Origin of the sequence: Campylobacter sp. MG1 (assembly GCF_026616895.1) — a bacterium.
Taxonomy (GTDB): Bacteria; Campylobacterota; Campylobacteria; order Campylobacterales; family Campylobacteraceae; genus Campylobacter_E.
This window is the reverse complement of record NZ_JANYME010000004.1, coordinates 120772-141162: the sequence shown is the minus strand read 5'-3', so window position 1 is coordinate 141162 and position 20391 is coordinate 120772. Positions and strand designations below refer to the sequence as shown.

23 protein-coding genes are annotated in these 20391 nt (G+C 25.6%); 10 read left to right on the top strand and 13 right to left on the bottom strand.

Going from position 1 to position 20391, the window contains the following annotated elements:
• Positions 1-77: 77 nt before the first annotated feature.
• Both NY022_RS04835 and ccoG read right to left on the bottom strand, forming a co-directional pair.
• Positions 78-686, bottom strand: coding sequence for a TetR/AcrR family transcriptional regulator (locus tag NY022_RS04835; RefSeq protein ID WP_267524001.1), 609 nt, complete (start codon positions 684-686; stop codon positions 78-80).
• Positions 665-2005, bottom strand: coding sequence for a cytochrome c oxidase accessory protein CcoG (gene ccoG / locus NY022_RS04830; protein WP_420707985.1), 1341 nt, complete (start codon positions 2003-2005; stop codon positions 665-667). Before ccoG ends, NY022_RS04835 begins: the two co-directional genes overlap by 22 nt.
• A 114-nt stretch (positions 2006-2119) precedes the next feature.
• On the opposite strand from ccoG, the gene rpsU reads away from it, so the two are divergent.
• The 4 genes from rpsU to NY022_RS04810 are packed head-to-tail and all read left to right on the top strand — an operon-like array spanning position 2120 to position 3838.
• Positions 2120-2332: a 30S ribosomal protein S21 gene (rpsU, locus tag NY022_RS04825; protein WP_267524052.1), complete on the top strand. Its 213-nt coding sequence runs from the start codon at positions 2120-2122 to the stop codon at positions 2330-2332.
• A gap of 38 nt (positions 2333-2370) precedes the next feature.
• Positions 2371-2784, top strand: a complete 414-nt coding sequence (locus NY022_RS04820) for a hypothetical protein (RefSeq protein WP_267523997.1) — start codon at positions 2371-2373, stop codon at positions 2782-2784.
• Between the two features lie 8 nt (positions 2785-2792).
• Positions 2793-3359 (top strand): UPF0323 family lipoprotein, encoded by a 567-nt coding sequence (locus tag NY022_RS04815; protein WP_267523995.1) that lies wholly within the window; start codon positions 2793-2795, stop codon positions 3357-3359.
• Positions 3359-3838 carry a methylated-DNA--[protein]-cysteine S-methyltransferase gene (locus NY022_RS04810; protein ID WP_267523993.1) on the top strand — a complete coding sequence of 160 codons (480 nt, stop codon included), beginning with the start codon at positions 3359-3361 and terminating at the stop codon, positions 3836-3838. Before NY022_RS04815 ends, NY022_RS04810 begins: the two co-directional genes overlap by 1 nt.
• Before the next feature lie 16 nt (positions 3839-3854).
• Here NY022_RS04810 and NY022_RS04805 read toward each other — a convergent pair whose 3' ends face one another.
• The 9 genes from NY022_RS04805 to NY022_RS04765 all read right to left on the bottom strand — a co-directional run bounded on the left by NY022_RS04805 (position 3855) and on the right by NY022_RS04765 (position 13196).
• A complete protein-coding gene (locus NY022_RS04805) occupies positions 3855-4568 on the bottom strand; it encodes a DUF4198 domain-containing protein (protein ID WP_267523991.1) in 714 nt (237 codons plus the stop codon).
• A gap of 97 nt (positions 4569-4665) precedes the next feature.
• Positions 4666-6216, bottom strand: a complete 1551-nt coding sequence (rmuC, locus tag NY022_RS04800) for a DNA recombination protein RmuC (RefSeq protein ID WP_267523989.1) — start codon at positions 6214-6216, stop codon at positions 4666-4668.
• On the bottom strand, positions 6206-6916 hold the full coding sequence (gene kdsB / locus NY022_RS04795; protein WP_267524050.1) for a 3-deoxy-manno-octulosonate cytidylyltransferase: 711 nt from the start codon (positions 6914-6916) through the stop codon (positions 6206-6208). The genes rmuC and kdsB overlap by 11 nt, the downstream gene beginning before the upstream one ends.
• The gene (thrC, locus tag NY022_RS04790) at positions 6913-8289 is read right to left on the bottom strand and encodes a threonine synthase (RefSeq protein ID WP_214117853.1); all 1377 of its coding nucleotides are present in this window, start codon (positions 8287-8289) and stop codon (positions 6913-6915) included. Before thrC ends, kdsB begins: the two co-directional genes overlap by 4 nt.
• Entirely contained in the window at positions 8289-8579 is a 291-nt protein-coding gene (gene cutA / locus NY022_RS04785) for a divalent cation tolerance protein CutA (protein WP_214120292.1), read from the bottom strand. The genes thrC and cutA overlap by 1 nt, the downstream gene beginning before the upstream one ends.
• The gene (locus NY022_RS04780) at positions 8551-9492 is read right to left on the bottom strand and encodes a tetraacyldisaccharide 4'-kinase (RefSeq protein ID WP_267523986.1); all 942 of its coding nucleotides are present in this window, start codon (positions 9490-9492) and stop codon (positions 8551-8553) included. The genes cutA and NY022_RS04780 overlap by 29 nt, the downstream gene beginning before the upstream one ends.
• Positions 9492-10619: a DegT/DnrJ/EryC1/StrS family aminotransferase gene (locus NY022_RS04775; protein ID WP_267523984.1), complete on the bottom strand. Its 1128-nt coding sequence runs from the start codon at positions 10617-10619 to the stop codon at positions 9492-9494. Before NY022_RS04775 ends, NY022_RS04780 begins: the two co-directional genes overlap by 1 nt.
• 5 nt (positions 10620-10624) lie before the next feature.
• Positions 10625-11350 carry an NAD(+) synthase gene (gene nadE, locus NY022_RS04770; protein ID WP_267523982.1) on the bottom strand — a complete coding sequence of 242 codons (726 nt, stop codon included), beginning with the start codon at positions 11348-11350 and terminating at the stop codon, positions 10625-10627.
• A gap of 40 nt (positions 11351-11390) precedes the next feature.
• The gene (locus tag NY022_RS04765; protein WP_267523980.1) at positions 11391-13196 is read right to left on the bottom strand and encodes a peptidoglycan D,D-transpeptidase FtsI family protein; all 1806 of its coding nucleotides are present in this window, start codon (positions 13194-13196) and stop codon (positions 11391-11393) included.
• 157 nt (positions 13197-13353) lie between these two features.
• On the opposite strand from NY022_RS04765, the gene NY022_RS04760 reads away from it, so the two are divergent.
• The 6 genes from NY022_RS04760 (at position 13354) to NY022_RS04735 (ending at position 18868) form a co-directional block, all read left to right on the top strand.
• On the top strand, positions 13354-13854 hold the full coding sequence (locus NY022_RS04760) for a Rieske 2Fe-2S domain-containing protein (RefSeq protein ID WP_214117862.1): 501 nt from the start codon (positions 13354-13356) through the stop codon (positions 13852-13854).
• Between the two features lie 2 nt (positions 13855-13856).
• On the top strand, positions 13857-15077 hold the full coding sequence (locus NY022_RS04755) for a cytochrome b (RefSeq protein ID WP_214142682.1): 1221 nt from the start codon (positions 13857-13859) through the stop codon (positions 15075-15077).
• The gene (locus NY022_RS04750; protein ID WP_267523976.1) at positions 15077-16147 is read left to right on the top strand and encodes a c-type cytochrome; all 1071 of its coding nucleotides are present in this window, start codon (positions 15077-15079) and stop codon (positions 16145-16147) included. Before NY022_RS04755 ends, NY022_RS04750 begins: the two co-directional genes overlap by 1 nt.
• Before the next feature lie 199 nt (positions 16148-16346).
• Positions 16347-17408 (top strand): hypothetical protein, encoded by a 1062-nt coding sequence (locus NY022_RS04745; RefSeq protein ID WP_267523974.1) that lies wholly within the window; start codon positions 16347-16349, stop codon positions 17406-17408.
• Positions 17409-17611: 203 nt separating this feature from the next.
• The gene (locus tag NY022_RS04740) at positions 17612-18193 is read left to right on the top strand and encodes a hypothetical protein (protein WP_267523972.1); all 582 of its coding nucleotides are present in this window, start codon (positions 17612-17614) and stop codon (positions 18191-18193) included.
• A gap of 12 nt (positions 18194-18205) precedes the next feature.
• Positions 18206-18868: a hypothetical protein gene (locus NY022_RS04735; RefSeq protein WP_267523970.1), complete on the top strand. Its 663-nt coding sequence runs from the start codon at positions 18206-18208 to the stop codon at positions 18866-18868.
• 31 nt (positions 18869-18899) lie between these two features.
• Here NY022_RS04735 and NY022_RS04730 read toward each other — a convergent pair whose 3' ends face one another.
• Both NY022_RS04730 and NY022_RS04725 read right to left on the bottom strand, forming a co-directional pair.
• Complete coding sequence (locus NY022_RS04730) at positions 18900-19790, bottom strand: radical SAM protein (protein ID WP_267523968.1); 891 nt, start codon at positions 19788-19790, stop codon at positions 18900-18902.
• A 244-nt stretch (positions 19791-20034) separates the two neighbouring features.
• A complete protein-coding gene (locus tag NY022_RS04725; RefSeq protein ID WP_214118828.1) occupies positions 20035-20280 on the bottom strand; it encodes an XRE family transcriptional regulator in 246 nt (81 codons plus the stop codon).
• Positions 20281-20391: the final 111 nt, after the last annotated feature.

The window sequence follows — 20391 nt, the reverse complement described above, 5'->3', positions numbered from 1 at the left end:
TTTATCCTTAATTTGTTATTTTTAATGTGTAATTATAATTACATTATTTAACATTTTAGTAATCAATACTATGTAAATTAAATATTTTTTATATTAATCATCCTTAAAAATAAAGAATTTATATTATTGATATGTTTTGAAATTTGTTTTTCAGTCAAACTATCAAATTTAGTGTTAGCTAAAACACTAAAGGTTTCATTTGTTAAAATCATTGAAGTATAAATGACTGCTAAATTAATAGAATCTATCTCTTTAAAAATAGCTTTATCAAGTTTACTTTCAAATACCTTTGCAAGATGCTTAGATAAAATAAGTTTATCTGATTTAGCTATAATTTCTTGTAATGTCTTATCATGATAACTTCTAGAAACAACTAAACGTAAAAATTTGACATTATAATCACTGTAAAAATCCGTATAAAAATCTCTTGCAAAACTATCCAAAAATTCAACTAAATTCAAATTTTTTCGTGATTCTACCATATCAACTAATCTTGCAACTCTACCATCTCCACCTATTTTTATAGCTTTTAAGAATAACTGATTTTTATTCTTAAATTTCTTATAAATGGTAGTATATGAACCACCAACTATATCAACAATATCTTTAATATTTGTATTTTCATAGCCCTTTTCTAAAAATAATTCAAGGGCTATTTTTAAAATTAATTCTTCTTTTCCTTCCATTTTTTCTCCTTAGGATATATAAATATTGTATCTTTTATAGTAAATATTTTATTATCATCTAAGGCATAGGCTCTTATGTTAATATGCTTATGATGTTTTTTAACTTTTTTAAACTCACTTTCTAATACAACTACTTTTTTTACTTTTTGACCAGCTTTTATTAAAAACTCTTTATTTGGCCTATCTATTTTAATATCATCATCTAAAACATCTATGTAAAATTTATGGTCTTTATTATCAGTGTTGTGAAATAGCATAGTATAAGCATTATGAACTATTTTATCACCATCATGTAATGTGTAAAGTTCACTTGTTCTATTTATATTTAATAGCATTGTTTCTTTATGTTCTGCTTGATACATAAAAAATAAAAACATTATAAAAATACATGTAGTATAAATAATAGTTTTTGGTCTTAAGTATTTAAATTTCTCTTTATTTTTAATTTCCTTTGTACTAGACCAAGATATTAATGATGGACGATTAAATTTAGATTGGATTTTAGAACAAGCATCAGCACATTCAAGACAATTTATACAATCAAGTTGCATACCTTTTCTAATATCAATATGAGTAGGACAAATTTTAACACAGGCTTCACAGGCTATACATTCTCCACCTATTGGTTTTTTTGTAATTTTTTCTCCATCCTTATAAATAATCCCTCCTCTACCTTCATCATAAATCACAATTTTAGTATCATCATCTACCATAACACTTTGAACCCTAGCATATGGACAAAGATAAGCACAAAATTTTTCCTTTATAAATGTTATATCGTATGTGATAAATAAAGAAAGACAAAATACTATACCTATTAATATTTTATGTTCATTTGGATTTTGAATGTATAAGAAAAAATCTTCAGGTGGAATAAAATACCACATAAAATTACTAGCTGCTACTATACTAACAAAGTAAAAAATAATAATACTTAAAAATTTTGGGATAATTTTATTTCTTTCTTCATTTTGCTTATTTTTTCTATTACCATATAGATTAAAAATTTTAGTTTGTATCAAATCTCTATAAATTACGCGAAAAATAGTCTGCGGACAACCCCAAGCACACCATACACGACCTAATAAATTTGTAATAAAAAATATAAATACAAACATCATAATTAATAAAAAAGGCATCAAATATAATTCATTGGTATTAAAAGATACAAAAAATAAATTCAATTTTTGTTTATCAAAATTTAATAAAAATAAATGATTGCCATTTATCCTAATAAAAGGTATAGCAAATATTAGAATTGTCAAAAATAAATAAAAAATAACTCTTAAATTAAAATATTTTGTAATTTTAGACATAATACTCCTTTTCATGTTTTTATAACTATGATAATACTTTAAAGTAAATTTCACATCTATTTACACTTTTTATATATATTAACGCTTTTAATTTTAAAATGAAAGGAAGTGATTGCCATGCCAGGGATTAAAGTTCATGCTAACGAATCTTTTGACGAGGCTTATCGCAAATTTAAAAAGCAAACTGATCGTAACCTTATAGTAACTGAGGTTAGAGCAAGACGCTATTTTGAGCCTATGACTGAAATTCGCAAAAAGCAAAAAATTTCTGCTAAGAAAAAAATGCTTAAGCGTCTTTATATGCTAAGACACTACGAGTCTAAGCTCTAATTAAAAGGGGTAAATTCCCCTTTTTTTAAAGGTAATATATGAAACTTCTAATTAAAGATGCAGCTAGGTACTTAAATGTAAGCAAAGAAGCTATATATAATCGTATTAGACGTGGAAATTTGCAATCTATAAAAGAAAATAATAAAACTTATGTCATAATAAATGAACTACAAGAAAAAGAATTAAATGATGAATTGTTTCTAAAAGTACAAGATTTATTAAAAGAAAACATAGAACTAAAAAAAGAAATTGAAGAATTAAAAAATAATATAAATTTACCAGTAGTTTTCAAAGCAAAATGGATTTTATTAGATGAATATCTATTAAAATTTAAAGAAAAAAAGAGAGATAAAATTAAAAAATATTTAGTTTCAAGATTATTCAAAAGCAAAAAAATCAAATTAGAAAATAATCAAATTTATATAAGAAACAAAAAATTATCAAAGATTTAGGAGAAAATATGTTTAAGAATTTAAATAATTTAACTTATAAAGCATCTTTAACGGCAATAGTAGCTGGTTCATTATTAAGTGCTTGTGGAGCAGAAGAACAAAAACAAGAACAAGCTAAAGGCTCATTTTTAATAATAGAAGAATATGCTCCTAAACAATACAGAATTAAAGATGAATTTCCAAGTGATGAAACAAGAGTAGTTCTAAAAGAATTAAATGGAAATGAAAGAGTATTAAGCAAGGCTGAGATGGATGAGCTAATAAAAGCTGAAAATGCAAAAATAGAAGCAAATCAAAGCTCATTAACAAATGAAAGTATTAGCTCAAATCATTCATTAGGCGAAGTTTTGCTAAGCTCTGTAGCAGGCGCAATAATTGGCTCTTGGATAGGCAATAAGTTATTTAATAATTCACATTTTAATGCAAACAAAGCTACACATTATCAAAATCCAAGTGCATATCAAAGAAGTGTAAATAGCTTTAAAAGCACACCTAGTGCAGGGGCTTCAAAAAGTAGCGGTTTTTTTAAAAGTTCAAATACTAGTAAAGCAAGTTCTGGTAGTTTCGGTGCATAATGTATATAGAAAAAATTAAATTTAAGAATTTTATAGTTTTAATTAAAGCAAATGATGAATATTTAGTATCTATTGATATAACAAATCTTAACTCCATACAAGAAAAATCAAATCATATAACAAAAATGACAAAAATAGAATTAGAAAAATATTTTAATGGTGAAAAATATGATTTTTCAAAAATTAAATTAAATTTAAACGAACATACAATTTTTAGACAAAATGTATTAAATCAATTAAAAAAAATACCTTATGGAACTACTGTTACTTATAAAGAATTAGCAAATAGTTTAAATTCAAAAGCATTCATGGCAGTTGGAACTGCATTATCAAAAAACCCATATTTAATAATATTGCCTTGCCATAGAGTAATTCGTTCTGATGCTTCTATAGGAAATTTTACTTGTGCAGTTAATGGAATAAAAGAATATTTATTAAATTTAGAAAAAGAATATCTATCTAACAAATATAGGGAATAAACAATTCCCTAATAATCTACTTTGACTTAAAACTAAGTGTGGTAGTAAGCTGTAAAGTATCACCATATCTATCTAAATTATATGGTAATTTAATTCCTGCAGCTATTATTTGTAAGCCATCCTTTGGTTTTGATAAAGTTATAGTAGCTTCACCATTTTCATTTGTAATTACTCCATCAATATCATCATTTTGATCTTCAAAATCTACACCTGATATCGGTTTCCCATCTAGTAAAACTAAAAGTTTTAATTTATCCCCTGCTTTTAATTCTAAAGGATTTACTAATGGAACAATTTCAAATTTTAATCCCAAAGGTCTGCTTGATGCCTCACTCCAAGAAAATATACTTTTACCCATTTTAAAAATCTTTCTAGTTTGTATGACTTCGTTAGCACCATCTTTATCTGTTAATTCACTTCTTTTACTATGATAATGCTTACCATTTTTTGTAAAAGTATAATAACCAAAATCATAACTCAATGTCGCAACAGCAGCGTCACCTTCAATAAATATTGTATTGTTTAAATAATCAAAACCAGCCTTTAAATTTTTACCATCTTTTGACTTTGCACTAATACCAAAAACTCTATCTGATTGATACACTCCCCAGTGATCATCAGCCCAAAATCCTACCTTATATCCACTATCGGTTTTCATTGGAAAAAACTGATGTGCGAAAGCTGAATTTGCTAAAAACATACCTGTAATAAGAAATTTTGAAAGTTTCATTTTTAATCCTTTAAATTTGATATTGATTATTATAAGAGTTAAAAGTTAAAAATTACTTAAATTGATAATTATTTTTATAATTATCAATTTAATTTTACTAATTTTCATTATTAGTTAATTGTAAAAATTCATCATTATTATGTTCTGGTAGCTCTTTTGATGCCTTGGCTCCAAGTTTTTTAAGATTTTCTAAACGATTTTTTATATTTCCCCTACCATACAAATGTATATTAATTTTGTTAAAACTATCAATACTTTGCCTTTTAAGTTTTTCATAATCATCATAAAATAAAGCAAATTTATCATAAAATTTACCAAATTCAATAAAAATATTATTAACATTTTGATTTACTTCATAGTTTTTCCAGCCAAAATAAATCATTTTAAGTCCCATAAAAAGCGTAGTAGGACTTACTAAAAATATCTTTTTAGCTTCGGCTTTTTTAAAAATCTGCGAATCACTTTCTAAGGCTAAATCTAAAATATTTTGATAAGGCACAAATAAAATCACATATTCATTTGCAAAATCAACCGCTAATTCATAATCTTTTTTCGCAAGTTCATTTATCCTAGCGTTTAAATTATTTGCAATTTCATCTTTATAAACTTCTAAATTATCACTACTTGGTAAAGAAAACTTAGAATCAATAATAACGCATTTGTTAGGTTCAAAATACACAATCGCATCTGGTCTTTTTGTATTATTATCACTATCTTTAAAGCTTTCTTGCATAAAAAAATGCTCGTTTTCAACAAGCCCACTAGATAATAAACACTGCTTAAGCATAATCTCTCCAAAATCCCCACGAGCCTTTTTATCACCTTTTAAAATATTAGCAAATTCATCAGCCTTTTTACCCAAATTCTGACTTGTTTCAAACATTATTTTTATATTGTTTTCTATACTTGTATTTTGCTTTAATAAAGCTTTTTCATATTCGCTAATTTGCTCTTTTAAAGGGCTAAAAATCTTATTTAAAAGCTCATTTGAATTATTTAATAATACTTTTGTGTTTTCTTCATAAATTAATTTTGAGCTTTTTTCATTTTGCTCTTTTAAGTTATTTTCTAAGGTTTTTAAAGTATTTTCATATTTTTCTTCTAAAGATTTTAAATTGTTTTCATACAATTTTACTTTTTCGTTTAAAGCTTCGTTTTTAGCATTTTCTAAATGGTATTTAGAAGATAAATTATCTAAAATATCTTTTGTATTTTTTAAGTTTTCGCACTCTTTTTCAAATTGCTCTTTAGTATTTTTAAGCTCTTCATTTAGCCTTGAAAGTTCTGTATTTAAAATTTCATTTTGATTACGCTTGTTTGCTATTTCAGCATTTATAAAATTATTCTCGTTTTTTAATTCTTTATAATCATTTTCAAGATTATTTACTTTTTCACTTAAAGCCGAGTTTTGAATATTTAAATTATTTCTTTCATTTTCAATTTGCACTAAATTATTTTTATAACTATTTAATTCTTGTTTTAAATTCTCACTCAAAACACTCAAATATTCTTTATCTTTAGCAAGAGATAAAAACTCGTTTTTAAGCGAGCTCTCACTCTTAAAAATATTTATATAACGAATATAAAAAATAATGCAAACTATAAAAAATACAATACTAATAATGGCTAAAATTAGCTCATTTGTCATTTTCTAAAACCTGCAATAATCTTTCATAATCAGCCTTTGTATCAATACCAAAAGACTTTGTATTAATCTCGCACATTTTAATTATTTTGCCATTTTCAATAGCTCTTAATTGCTCTAATTTTTCAATATGTTCTAAGCTTGATTTAAGAGTTATAAATTCTTTTAAAGACTTAGCTTTATAAGCGTATATGCCTAAATGATGATTGTATTTTACACCCTTTTTATCTCTATCATAAGGAATTGGTGCTCTTGAAAAATATATAGCATTTTGCTTAGTATCAAGGACTACTTTTACCATATTTTCATCACTTGGAGTATCTTTTATAGTATAGCAACTCGCCATAAAAAATTCATTCTTAAATTCATTGCAAAATTCTTTAAACTTAATTAAATTGCTAAGCTCAAATAAAGGCTCATCTGCTTGAAGATTTATAATTAGCTCATCATCATTAAGACCTAAAATATCAACGCATTCAGCTAATCTTTCAGTCCCACTTTCGTGAGTTTGCTTTGTCAAAATAGCTGTTAAATTATATTCTTTTGCCAATTCTAATACCTTAGAACTATCAGTGGCAATCACAACCCTATCAGCCTTACTAGCATTTAAAGCTGTGTAAATACACATAGGAATGCCTTTGATTGGCACTAAAATCTTTTCACTAAAACGACTTGATTTAAGTCTAGCAGGAATTATAATCATTGTTTTATCCATTCTATTATTGTTTTTTTAATCTCATCTACTTTTATATCTTTTGCATAATAATTAGTTGAATTTAAAGCATTTAAAAGACTATCATTCAGCTTATAATTATACTTTTTAGCCAAATCTTTAATGCCACTTAATTCATCTTTAAATATACCTAAAGCTTTTTGAATACTAGGGGTAAACTTAGTCCATTCAGCAGTAGAACAAATCACATTAAAACTATCATCAAGAGCATTAATCGCTGTTGCTGTGTGTGGGTCTAATAAATAATTTTTATAAGCTTTAATATTTTCTAATGTTTCAGTATCACTGCATTTATAAGCTATAAAATGCTCTTTTAATCTAGCAAGTTCATCTTTAGTGATTTTAAAATATTTATCACTTTCAAGACTTAAATATAATTGTTTAGTTCTACTAGCTCCGAAGAAATAATACATTAAGCGTTCAAGATTTGATGATTTTAAAATATCCATAGCAGGAGAATAAGTGCATTTAAACTCACGATTTCTTAAATCATATTCACCTGTAGTAAAGAAATCATAAAGAATTGTATTTTCATTGCTTACGATTTTGATTTTATCTATATTTGCACCCATTTGCTTAGCATAAAAACAAGCAAGTGCATTACCGAAATTCCCACTAGGAATTATCACATTTATTGGGTTTTTGTATTGAAGACTAAGATAATAATGATATAGCAATTGATAAGTAATTCTTCCGAAATTAAGTGAATTTGCAGCACTTAGATTTAAGCCTTGATTTTTTACAATTTCTTTAAATTCTTTATCGTTTAATAGATTTTTTAATGTGCTTTGAGCATCATCAAAATTACCATCAATTGCTAAAACTAAAGAATTACCATAATCTACATTAGCCATTTGACGCTCTTGAACAGCACTTGTTTTTCCTTTTGGGAAAATACAAACTACTTTTGAGCTTTTGTTTTTACTAAATGCACTAAGAGTTGCTGGGCCTGTATCTCCGCTAGTAGCACAGATAATTAAATGCTTATCATTATCCATAAGTCTTGCAAGTGGTGCTAATGCTAAGTCCTTAAAAGCTCTAGTTTTTCCGTGAAATAATTCACATATATCAGTTTTACTATCAAGTTTTTTGATAACAAAAGGCTCTTTAGTATCAAAATCTAAATATTCATCTAAACTCTTTTCAAAATTACTCAAATCATCACTCAAACTTGAAAAAATCTTTTTAGCAAATTCTTTATAACCCAAACCTTTTAATTCATCTTTATTAAATACTTGCAATTTACTAGGGCAAAACAATCCCCCATCGCTTGAGAGTGGGTTTTTAAGTGCATTTGCAAAATCACTTGTAATGTTTTCATCTCTACTTGAATAAAATATCATTATTTCTCCTTTAAAAATTCTAAATACTTATCTTTTGCTTTAAATTTATAATACACAAACTCAAAACATTCGTAATTATGGTGTTTTTTGATTATTTTATAAACCTTTTTTATATTTTTTGATTTTATTTCTAAACTAAACTCATCATCATTAATAATTTTTCCGTCCCATTTATAAATACTTGTAATTTTAGCAATATGAATACACTTGCTAAGCTCTTTTTTGATTATTTTATTTGCAATTTTTTTAAGCAATTCTAAATCATTGCTGGTTGTCTTTATAAGATACATTAAATTCCTTTAAATAATTAAATATAGCTGTTTTTAACTCATCAAAAATTATTAATTCTTCATCAATTAATATAGTTTCTAAATTAAAATCTTTTATTTTTACATAATCTTTTTTGGTTAGCAAAATATATTTTGCATTGTGCTTTTGCATAAGATTTATTAGCTCTTCTTTATTAAAGCTTGAATGGTCGTTATAAAAATAATAAGCTTTTACTAAATCTTTATATTGCAATAATCTAAAAGGCTTTGCAATAGCTGATATTAAAATCATATCTTCTTTAATGTCTTTAATAAAAGAAGTCCTTTTAAAATGTAAATCTTGATAAGCATTAAAATCTGCAAATTTTTCATAACTTTTAGGAAGTCTATAAGCTCCACTTGGAAGGGTAAAATTATATTTATATTTTATATTTGAATTTAATAAAATATCAAATTTTTTTATATTTGTCTTAGAAAAAGCGTCATCTAAAATAATACATTTTGCACCCAAACTAATAGCCTTTTGAATGCCTTTAATTCTATCTTCACTAACTATTACATTTGCTTTTGTAAATAAAGCGTGTTCTAATGCTTCATCACCTGCGTTTAAATAATCGCTTAGAATTTGATTATGCAATTTTACTACAAGCAAACCTTTGCTTTTGCGTTTATAACCACGAAGAATAATAAAAATATCATCGTTATAAATAGGATAAAGCATATCGCTTAAAGCCTTGCAAAATGGGGTTTTACCATTACCGCCTACGCTGATATTTCCTACGCTAATTATTGGAATTTTAAAATCATTTTTCTTTGTAGATTTAAAGTTTTTACTAGCAATAAAAGAATATATATAAGAAAACGGCAAAAGAATGAAAATTAAAATCTTTTGCCATAAATTAGGATTAAAAAAATATCTATCAATAAAACCCATTAAATCCAACTTGAATCAAGTTCTACTATACTATCACAAACCCTTATCACATCATCATTACTCAAATTCGGATGCATTGGAATTGAAAGAATTTGAGTATAATTTGATAAAGCATTTGGAAAATCTGTTATTTTTAAACCATATTTTTGTTTATAATAAGTTAAAAAATTAATAGGAATATAATGAATTCCTGTATTAATTCCTAACTCTTTTAATTTTTTAGCAAAACTATCTCTATTTTTATCAATCTTTATAATATATCTAGTAAATACATGCTCATCATCAATTAATGGTAGTCTTATATGTTTTAATCTATTTAACTCATCATCATAAATTCTAGCTATTTCTTTTCTTCTTTTTATATAATCTTTATAATGATTAAGTTTTGATAATGCAAGTGCTGCGCAAACTCTTGTAATTTCATATTCATGTCCTATATCTGTAACATCATAAAAATATCCAAGGTTACCATCGTTTCCCCAAGCATTTTGAGTAATTGCATTATTATTTAATAATTTTGCTCGCTTATAAATTTCATCATCATTTATAACTAAAAATCCACCAGCAAATATTGGATCCTTTCCCATTGCATTAAAACCAAAAGATGATATTAATTCATTTTTACCTACAAGTTCATTCTTATAAGTCATACCAAGTGCAAATCCACAATCATTTATAACCTCAACATTATATCTTTTACATAATAATTTTATTTCATCTAATTTAGCTGATTTTCCAGCTATGTGATTTACAACTATTGCTCTTAATTTTTTATGATTATGTTTTATTAAAGCTTTTTCTAAATACGATAAGTCTATATTAAAACTATCTAATTCAATATCTAAAAATATAGGTTCAGCATCAAAAAATCTTATACTTTGTGCTATATTAGGAAATGAGTTAACCGAACATAAAACTTTATCCCCTCTTTTTAAATCTAAAGCACATAATGCTAAATGATGTGCTGCTGTATGATTATTAGTTAAAACTATATGTGAGCCACTATATAATTCTTTTAATTTATTTTCTAAATTTTGTATAATATTTTCATCGTTATTTAAAGACTTTATTAAAAAATCCTTATCATATTCTGTAATACTATTTGAAAAACAAGAGATTTCTTTCATATTTTCTACCTTTTAAATATTTTTATATTTTTTCTTTTAAATTCATTACGCCCAATCCTATTTAACAAACTTTCGTAACGTTTATCAACTACTTTATTATTCTCATAATCTTTTAAAAATTTATCAATTTCATAATAACTAAAACCTAAATCTTCTTCATCACTTTGACCTTCATAAAAGTCAGCACTAGGCTTTTTATCTATAATATTTTGTGGTAATTGCAAAAATTTAGCAAATTCAAATAACTCACTTTTGTAAAAATCAGCTAAAATATTAAATCCACAAGCTAAATCACCCCAAATAGTGCCATAGCCAAGCATTAGTTCACTTTTATTAGTAGTCCCTGCTACTAATAAATTATATTTAGCTGAATAATCATATAATAAAGTCATTCTAATTCTAGCGGCAAAATTGCCTGTTAAAATTTTATTTGTACTTTCACTAGTTTTAATAAATTCATCTAATATTGATTGTATATTAATAACTTTATACATTAAGGAATATTTTTTTGCTAATAAAATAGCATCATCTAAATTTTGTTTATTTGAAGAATTAGTAGGCATTATAAGACAATGTGGCTTTTTTTCGCACTCGCTTAATATTCTTAATACAATAGCACTATCAAGCCCACCACTAAGCCCTAAAACAGCACCATTAAAATTTGTCAATACCTGATTGCTAAAATAAACCATTCTATTTTTTAATACTAAAGCATTATCTAAATCAACCATTTAAACCCCATTCATAACCATTCATTTTATTAAAATTAAATTAATCATTATCATTTGTAACTTTTAAAAAATTATCTTCAATTAACCTATTAATAACTGAGGCAGCTGTAGGTAATGCAGTTCTTGCTGCATAATAAGAATTGTTATCTACACTAGGTGCTATTACTAAAACACCAAAAGTATATTTATTATCATACTTGTCATTAACAAACCCAAAAAAATTAGAATTATATTCTTTCTTATATCCACCATTTGAACTAATCCTAGCTGTTCCTGTTTTACCACCAACTATTACGCCATCAGGCCAAAATTTTACCAAAGATTTTTGATTAGCTGTTTTTATCAATATTCTTTTCATTTGATTAGCAATCTCAAGTGGTAAAATTTCATTAACAACTGGTTGTTTAAAATATCCTATTTCATTTTTAAATTGATAATGACTTGCTATTCTAGGACTTACCCACTGACCACGATTATTAAATACATTGTAAGCTGCTAAAAGTTGAATAAAAGTAGTTCTAAAACCATATCCATAAGCCATAGTATTTTTTTCTACTTCATAAATTCTAACATTGTCCTTCAAATAACCGAACTTCTCGTATGGCAAATCAATACCAGTAGCCTTGCCTATATTAAAATCCTTATAACCTTGAATTAATTCCTTTGCACTTTCTTTATTTGAAATTTCAACCATACCTATATTAGACGAATGAACTATAATATCCTCAGCTATCATCCCATCCATTGGATGAGTATCCTTTATATAAAATTTATCTAACTTTAATACCCCTTTATGAGTATTTATCCATTGAAATGGTGTTATTTTTTGTAATTTTAAAAGATTAGCAAATGCAATTGGTTTTATAACAGAACCTGGCTCATACTCATATTCAACAGCATCAGTATTTAAAAATGATAAATCTTTTTTTCTATTATGTGGATCATATCTTTTTGATGTAGCTAATGCTAATACTTTTCCAGTTTTACTATCTAAAACACCTATTATTACTTGTTTTGCCTTATAAACATTGCTAGCATCGGTTGCTATATTTTCTAAACCTTTTTGAAGTTTTAAATTTATATTTAAATGCAAATTACAACCATCTACTTGATTGCTTACAAAACTATTTGAATTTATAATAATATTTCCACCTATATCTTTATAGCCTTCAATTTTATAATCACTTTGCGATGTTAAACACTTATCATAATATTTCTCTAAACCTTTTTCAGGTAAATTTTCATATACCTTATCTTTACTATTAACAACACTTCTTAAATAACCTAATACAGGCGTTAAAATATCTCCTTTTGAAAATACCCTAACATCACCATGCTCTATTATATCAAGCCCTCTAATTTCAGCCTTGCCAGATGAATTTATAAAATTTTTAAAAAAGCCAGAGTAATAAAGCTTTCTTGACAACTCTCTTAAATAACTTGCTGCTTTTTGGTCAATATTTTGACTTAATTTAAATATATACGGTTTTTGATTTTTTATTGCTTCATTTAATTTTTGTTTTATATTATTAATTTCTTTATCACTTAAAAAAGCATAAATTTGGAATAATTTTAAAAAATAATCTAATCTATCTTTATCTATACTTCTAATGTCAATCTCAGCTCTATAAATTTTTCTACTTGTTACCAATGTATACCCATCAGCACTTATTATATCACCTCTTAAAGCATTTATTCTTTTACCTTTTAATCCACTAATTCTTTCAACTTTAGCTACATATTCATCATTTTTTGCGTGTGTCTTATAAAAAGCAAAACCATAAATACAAGCAGACAACAAAATCACTACTAACATTAAAATTCCGAATAATGACCCAGTTTTCATACTTATGTTTCCCTAACTATATAATTAAAATTTTAGATTTTTTTATAGAATAATATAATTAAAAATATTATTCTAAAAATATTAATAAATTCCACTCATATTAACCTAAATTCTATTAAACTAGCTATTTATTTTCAAATTTTATGAAAGGATAAGTATGGCTAGTAGAAGAAGCTTTATGGGCTTTACATTAGGCGCTGCTGCGGCTGTTGGTGGTGTTTTTACACTAGTGGGTATGAAAAAAACTTGGGATCCACTTCCTAGTGTAAAAGCAGCAGGTTTTACAACCGTTGATTTATCGCCTTTAGCTGATGGAGAGCTAAGAACTGTTGAATGGAGAAAAAAACCAATATTCATTCTAAAAAAATCAAGTGATATGGAACAAAGCAATACAGATATAATAGCAGGAGATGCAAGATATACGGTAGTAATTGGACTATGCACTCATTTAGGTTGTATTCCAGCATATCATTCAGCTGATAAAGAATTTGTTTGTGCCTGTCATGGTGGAAAATTTAATGTAAGCGGAAAAAATATGTCAGGACCACCTCCTAAACCACTTGAAATTCCACCTTTTTCAATTGATGGAACTAAATTAGTTTTAGGAGAAGTTGGCAAAGAGTATGAAGAAATTATGAAAAATGTAGGAAAGGCTTAATCATGGCACATTTTGAAAAATCAAATGGAATTGTTGATTGGCTAGATCAAAGACTTGCTATCAAAAAATTTATGCAAGTTATGATGACACAATACTGGATTCCTAAGAAAATTAACTTTTTATGGGCAATGGGAGTAATTTTACTTACTATGTTTGCAATACTATTTATTACAGGACTTTTACTTGTAATGTATTATAAACCTGATGTTGCACTTGCTTTTGATAGTGTAAATAAAACTATTATGCAAGAAGTTGAATATGGTTGGCTATGGAGACATATGCACGGGGTTGCTGCGTCGGTAGTATTTTTAGTAATGTATATACACTTATTAACAGGTATTTATTATGGCTCTTATAAAAAAGGTCGTGAAATCATTTGGATAAGCGGTATGGTATTATTCGTATTATTCTCTGCTGAAGCATTTAGTGGTTATATGCTACCTTGGGGACAAATGAGCTATTGGGCTGCTATGGTTATTACTAATCTTTTTGGTGGTATTCCTTTCATAGGACCTGAATTAGTTGAATGGATTAGAGGTGATTACGCTGTTGGAGATGCTACATTAAATAGATTTTTTATGCTACATGTTTGCTTATTACCAATAGTTGTTATTGCATTTGTTGCAATTCACTTTTATGCTTTAAGATTTCCACATGTAAATAACGAAATTGCTGAAGAAATTGATTTTGATTTAGAAGCTGAAAAATATTTAGCTGGCAAGAAAAAAGAAGCGAAAGTTATATCATTTTGGCCTGATTTCTTATGTAAAGATATTTTTTATGTTTGCTTATTTATGATTTTCTATTTTTATCTAGTATGCTTTCACTATGATTTTGCTATGGATCCAATTAACTTTGAACCAGCAAATGCACTTAAAACTCCACCACATATTTATCCTGAATGGTATTTCTTATGGAGTTATGAAATCTTAAGAGGATTTTCTTATGAAGTTGGTCTTGCTTGCTTTGGTATAGCTCAAGTAATTTTCTTTGTATTACCATTCCTAGACCGCTCAAATGTAGTAGCGCCTGCACATAAGCGTGGAGCATTTTTTGTATGGTTTTGGCTATTAGTAATTGATATGATTGTTCTTACTATTTATGGTAAATTACCTCCTGTTGGAATTAATAATACAATAGCAACTATTGCTTCTGTTACATTTTTAGCATTATTAATAGTAGTTTTACCAGTAATTACTCTTATGGAAAGAAAGGCTAAGTAATGAAAGAGTTAAAAATATTTGCAATATTAGTTATATTCACAGGTATTGTTTATTGGGGAGTTGAGCCTTACGCTCATTCACAAATGCACGAACATACTAGCGAAGTTAATTTTGATTTTAAAGCAGGCGATATAGCTCAAGCTGAAGTTGAATTAAAAAAAGCTAATGAAAGTGGTAAAAAAGATGATATTGATTTTGCTACAAAAAAATTAGAAGATACTAAAAAACTTTGGGCTAATGTTGATAAAATAGCTAGTTTAAAAACTGATGTTGAAGCTGGAAAAGCTGATTTTGAAGCTAATTGTGCTAGCTGTCATAGAGTTGAATTTGATGAATTAGTAGCTGCTGATGATGGAATTAGCGCTCAAGGTATTATTTATCCTGATTTAAGTACAGCAGGAGCTATTTATGATAGTAAATTCTTAATGGCAATTTCTCTTAATCCTGCACTTGCTATGAAAAATAACAAAAAATATAATGATGAAAATCCACATCCTATGATGACAGCATTTTTAGAAGATGATGGCAGTATAAGTGATGAAAATGCTCAATCAGTTGCTAATATAGTAGGATATTTAAATAGTATCGGAAAAGCTGCTCTTGAAGCAAAAAAAACAAAAATTGCTAATGAAATAAATGCAAGTAAATTAAGCGATAGCGAAAAAGTTGCAAAAATTAATTTTGAGAACAAAAAAGTTATCTTTGAAGAAGCTTGCGGAAGATGTCATGATGTTAAATACGATGGTTTTATTGCTAAAGTAAATGGCGGAGATTTAAAAGATTATATGGGTTCAACGCCACCTGATTTATCAATAATAATTCGTGCTAAAGGAGATGAGTATTTACATAAATTTATAAACGATACTCAAAAACAACTTCCAGGAACTGCAATGCCTAGAGTTGGACTTAACGAACAAGCTCAAGATGATGTTGTTGCTTATTTAACTAGCGTTGGAGATAGTAAAAAAGCTGAACGCGAAGATTTAGGATACAAAATAATGGCTTATTTTGCATTATTAGCAATATTAGCTTATGCTTGGAAAAACGCAATCTGGAAAGAACTACATTAAAAAAATTAAGCTAGGTTTTCCTAGCTTAATTTCACTATAACTACTCATATTCATAAAAAACACATTAAAAGTATTAAAAATATTTAATTATCCATTTTAAATTCTAAGAATTTAAAAATCATATTTTAACTTTTAAACACATTTATAAACCAAGAAATATTCTTAAATAATGCTATGATATTAAAAATAAAGGAGAGTTATGTTTAAAATATTAGCTATTTTACTAATTACAAATATTTATTCATATCAAATAAATAAGTTAAAAATAGAGCTAGATAGTATTTATAAAAGCTTTGCATATATTACAAAAGAGATAAAACAAGACCAAAATGAGTTTATAAAAATCATTAGTAATTGCAAAGATGATAATAATTGTATTATAAGTTCTTATAAAGCTAGAATAAAAGAGCTTAGCACTAGTCTTGAAAACTCAAAAACCTATCCTAAAGAACTAATAGAACATATAAAAATAATTCAAGAAAACTCAATAGAATGCAATAAAGATAACTATATGCGATATGAGCATGGACGATTTATTGATGAGCCAGAAAAATGTAGAAAATTACTAAAACTCAATAATTTTTGGCAAGATTTTTTTAGATATAAGGATATAAAAATAAAGCCAAAAATTGTAGATGCTAAGCCTTACGCAAGCCAAGAAGTAAAAGATACTCTTAAATACTGCTGGGATTTAGGGCTTGATAGAAAAGTTTATAAAGATATAGGGCGTGATAATATCTATGGTGTTGATAATGATGTGAGTTATTCTTTTTATGAAGTTGATAAAAATAATGAGCTTTATATTATAAGTAAAATTAAAGGTAAAAAATACATAGAAAAACATAAAAGTATAACTATAAGTGATGTAGTTTTAGATGATAAAAATTACTTAGCTTTATCAGGTGAAATTGGAAATATATTATTTATAGAAAAAGATTTTTGCAATCATCCTATGAAGAATAAAAATCTATTAGAACTTTTAAAAAATTCTAATAAAATGAAAATGTCAAATAAATATTACGAAGAAGCAAAAGAAACTTTTATTATAGAGTATAAGGGTAGTGATTATATTTTAAATTATCATAAATTTAATAATTTAAATCATATTAGATATGACAGTTATTATAATATAACTTTTATTGATATTTTAGATATGGTATCTAATGTAATTTATCAACCATATTCAGAAAAAACTCTTAATAGATGTAATAAATTTAAAATTTTTGGTTGTGAAACAAATCTAAAAAAGGAGAAAAAATGAGTTGAAATAATCTGTATTAAAATTTTACAAATATTCAACTTATAAAACTCCTAATAAAGGCAAATGTTAAACAATAAAAAATATTTAATTATCCATTTTAAATTCTAAGAATTTAAAAATTATATTTCAACCTTTAAACACACTTACAAACCAAGAAATATTCTTAAATAATGTTATGATATGAAAAAAATAAAGGAGTTTAAATGTTTAAAAAACTTGGATTATCACTTATGTTAGTTTCATTATTAAATGCTGGATTATTTGATATATTTCATAAAGATAAAATACCAAAAACTCCTATATATACTTTATTTGACTTAAGCAAAAAAGGCACTAAATTTGAAATAATCTTTAAGCCACAAAGAAAAGATATAGGAGAGCATTTAGGACTTTATGCTTTTTATCCTTTGCGTTTTGAATATGGTAAAGTAGGTAAGAATTTTTACTCAGTTCATTTATACGATGAAAAAATAGAAAATGATATAATATATAATCCTTATTATCCACTTGCACTTGATATTAAAATATATGAGCTTACTAAAGATGGTAATGAGATATTAGTATTTGATAAAGTCGCTACACCAAATGAAAACACAGATGTAAGTGGTAGAATAAGTATAAATATTAAAAATGAAAAGGTTCATGTAGCAATAAGATATCTTGGATTTTATTTTATACCTGAAAATAAAACATATAAAGCAGTCATTACAAATCTAATAGATGATGATAATATAAGGGGTGATTTTACAAAAATCGCAATTACAGTTTATAGAAGAAAAGTTTAATAAGGAGAAAATTTGAGTGAATATTTAACTTCTAGTAATTTTACGCCTTTATTTTCTTTAAAAGATAAAAACGCTTATATTACTAGCTTAGTTCATTCTAGCGCTTTGTTTATTTGTTTTTGTGTTTTTATGTATATTGGAAATTTTTCTATGAAAGTTTCTAGTATTAATTTATTTATTATTGCTGCATATTTTGATGAGCGATATTTACATTATAAGTTTAAAAAGCCTAATATTATATATTTTCATAAGGATTTTATTTATTTTATTAATCATAGTTGTAGGCAAAGAGATGAGCTTAATGAAGAAGAAAAAACAATATATTTAAAAAATGCTAAAATCTATAAAACCTGCCTTAATATTCAAAGCAAACAACAATTATATAAATTAAATAATTTTTTGAGTATATTTTATATTTTTATGAGTGTTTGTAATTTTATACTTTTAGTATTTTTTAAAAATATTTATAAAATTTTTACTTTAAATAATCAAAGATTTTATGATACTTTACTAATAGAAGATGATGAGAATATTATTTGTATTTATACGGATAAATCTAATTATTCGCTTTTGTATGAATATTTTTTAAATAATTTTAATATTGATATAACAAAGCTTGATGTTAAAATCAAGCCCTTTTTCTTTCATTCGCACTTAGTTTATAAATACACTTAAAATAAGCAAATTAATCACAATAGCTTTTATATTAATTAGAATTTGATTTGTTTAATTTATAAAAATTAATATCATTTATTTTCACACATTTTATTATATTTTTATCTACTAATTCATCTAACATTTTTATATCTTTTTCATCAATTTCTTGTGAGCTTAATGGTCTTAAACTAATAGTTTTAAGCAAATCATCATATTTATTTATGTTAGTATTTCTACTCATAATATTAACTTTTATATTAGTTATTAAACTAGCCAATTTGCTTAATTTCTCAAAACTTGCAGCCTTTACATTATAATCACTCGGTCTATCAATAGTTCCTAAATCAAGTCTAGTTGCTTTAATATCCTTTAAAATATCATTTAAAGCAATAAAATCCTTTTCATTATCATTAATACCATCTAAAACCAAGCATTCTAAAATCAACTCACCTTTATAAATTTGACTAAATTCTTTTATACCTTGAACTATTTTATTTATATCTATATTCGTTCTATCAATTTTGCGAAATACTTTAGGATTTACACTATCAATGCTTAGTTTAACGCTATCAAGATTTAATAATGCCTTTTGAATATTTTTATCAAAAATTGTGCTTGCATTACTCAAAATTAATGATTTTGCATTCTTTTTAACTTCATTTATTTTTATAATCAATTCATCTAAATATGGATATAAAGTAGGTTCACCATTTGCACTAATGCTTATATAATCGCAATCTTTATGTATTTTCAAAGCTTCTTTTAGCTCATTTATTATATATTCAACACTTAAATTTGATTTATTTTCATATTTTAATTTAGCTTTTCCAAGCTCACAATATAAACAATCAAAATTACAGCATTTCTCATTAGGACTTAAATCTATACCCAAAGATTTTTTAAATCTTCTTGAATTAACTGGGCCAAAAATTACTTTCATAAAAATACCTTTAGATAATATTGAATTTACAACAAATAAAACTGATTAATTAGATAAAATAATAAAAAATAAACAAGAGTATTAAATTTATAAGAACACATTAAAAAATTAAATTATCTCTTGATTAAAATATAAAGCTTTTTTAATGTATTTTTTAGATATTTTTTAACCATATCCCTTTTACTTGTTTTTATATGAGTAAATATTAAATTTAATTCTATTCTTTCCTTTTCGGTAATCACTTTTAATCCTTTAATTGTTTTCTTATACGAGACATTAAAAATAATAACTCATCATCATCTAATTCACAAAGCATTGTAAATACAGCTTTTACTGCTTGTGGTTTAGAATTACCTAAACGCCAGTCTTGATAAGTTCGCATAGGTAATCCTAAACGCTGCGACATTGCTTGCAAAGAAATTTTCTTACCATTTTCTTTACTCTCTATCGCATTATGTAATAAATTAAATATATCGTTCGTCTCAATCATTTTTAAATTATACGATTTTAAAAATTAAACTTCGCTAAAACGGAGTTTATATTTGTAAAAAAATATAAAAAATACAAAATATCCTTAAATTAATACATTAAAAAATAAAAT

Excerpts from the sequence above, each read along its gene's own strand:
- kdsB (WP_267524050.1), bottom strand. The coding sequence starts at position 6,916 with ATGATTATAATTCCTGCTAGACTTAAATCAAGTCGTTTTAGTGAAAAG.
- NY022_RS04740 (WP_267523972.1), top strand. The coding sequence starts at position 17,612 with ATGTTTAAAAAACTTGGATTATCACTTATGTTAGTTTCATTATTAAAT.
- NY022_RS04755 (WP_214142682.1), top strand. The coding sequence starts at position 13,857 with ATGGCACATTTTGAAAAATCAAATGGAATTGTTGATTGGCTAGATCAA.
- NY022_RS04780 (WP_267523986.1), bottom strand. The coding sequence starts at position 9,492 with ATGGGTTTTATTGATAGATATTTTTTTAATCCTAATTTATGGCAAAAG.
- NY022_RS04730 (WP_267523968.1), bottom strand. The coding sequence starts at position 19,790 with ATGAAAGTAATTTTTGGCCCAGTTAATTCAAGAAGATTTAAAAAATCT.
- thrC (WP_214117853.1), bottom strand. The coding sequence starts at position 8,289 with ATGATATTTTATTCAAGTAGAGATGAAAACATTACAAGTGATTTTGCA.
- NY022_RS04750 (WP_267523976.1), top strand. The coding sequence starts at position 15,077 with ATGAAAGAGTTAAAAATATTTGCAATATTAGTTATATTCACAGGTATT.
- NY022_RS04835 (WP_267524001.1), bottom strand. The coding sequence starts at position 686 with ATGGAAGGAAAAGAAGAATTAATTTTAAAAATAGCCCTTGAATTATTT.
- NY022_RS04810 (WP_267523993.1), top strand. The coding sequence starts at position 3,359 with ATGTATATAGAAAAAATTAAATTTAAGAATTTTATAGTTTTAATTAAA.
- cutA (WP_214120292.1), bottom strand. The coding sequence starts at position 8,579 with ATGTATCTTATAAAGACAACCAGCAATGATTTAGAATTGCTTAAAAAA.
- NY022_RS04760 (WP_214117862.1), top strand. The coding sequence starts at position 13,354 with ATGGCTAGTAGAAGAAGCTTTATGGGCTTTACATTAGGCGCTGCTGCG.
- NY022_RS04815 (WP_267523995.1), top strand. The coding sequence starts at position 2,793 with ATGTTTAAGAATTTAAATAATTTAACTTATAAAGCATCTTTAACGGCA.
- NY022_RS04725 (WP_214118828.1), bottom strand. The coding sequence starts at position 20,280 with ATGATTGAGACGAACGATATATTTAATTTATTACATAATGCGATAGAG.
- NY022_RS04805 (WP_267523991.1), bottom strand. The coding sequence starts at position 4,568 with ATGAAACTTTCAAAATTTCTTATTACAGGTATGTTTTTAGCAAATTCA.
- nadE (WP_267523982.1), bottom strand. The coding sequence starts at position 11,350 with ATGGTTGATTTAGATAATGCTTTAGTATTAAAAAATAGAATGGTTTAT.
- NY022_RS04745 (WP_267523974.1), top strand. The coding sequence starts at position 16,347 with ATGTTTAAAATATTAGCTATTTTACTAATTACAAATATTTATTCATAT.
- NY022_RS04765 (WP_267523980.1), bottom strand. The coding sequence starts at position 13,196 with ATGAAAACTGGGTCATTATTCGGAATTTTAATGTTAGTAGTGATTTTG.
- rpsU (WP_267524052.1), top strand. The coding sequence starts at position 2,120 with ATGCCAGGGATTAAAGTTCATGCTAACGAATCTTTTGACGAGGCTTAT.
- rmuC (WP_267523989.1), bottom strand. The coding sequence starts at position 6,216 with ATGACAAATGAGCTAATTTTAGCCATTATTAGTATTGTATTTTTTATA.
- NY022_RS04820 (WP_267523997.1), top strand. The coding sequence starts at position 2,371 with ATGAAACTTCTAATTAAAGATGCAGCTAGGTACTTAAATGTAAGCAAA.
- NY022_RS04775 (WP_267523984.1), bottom strand. The coding sequence starts at position 10,619 with ATGAAAGAAATCTCTTGTTTTTCAAATAGTATTACAGAATATGATAAG.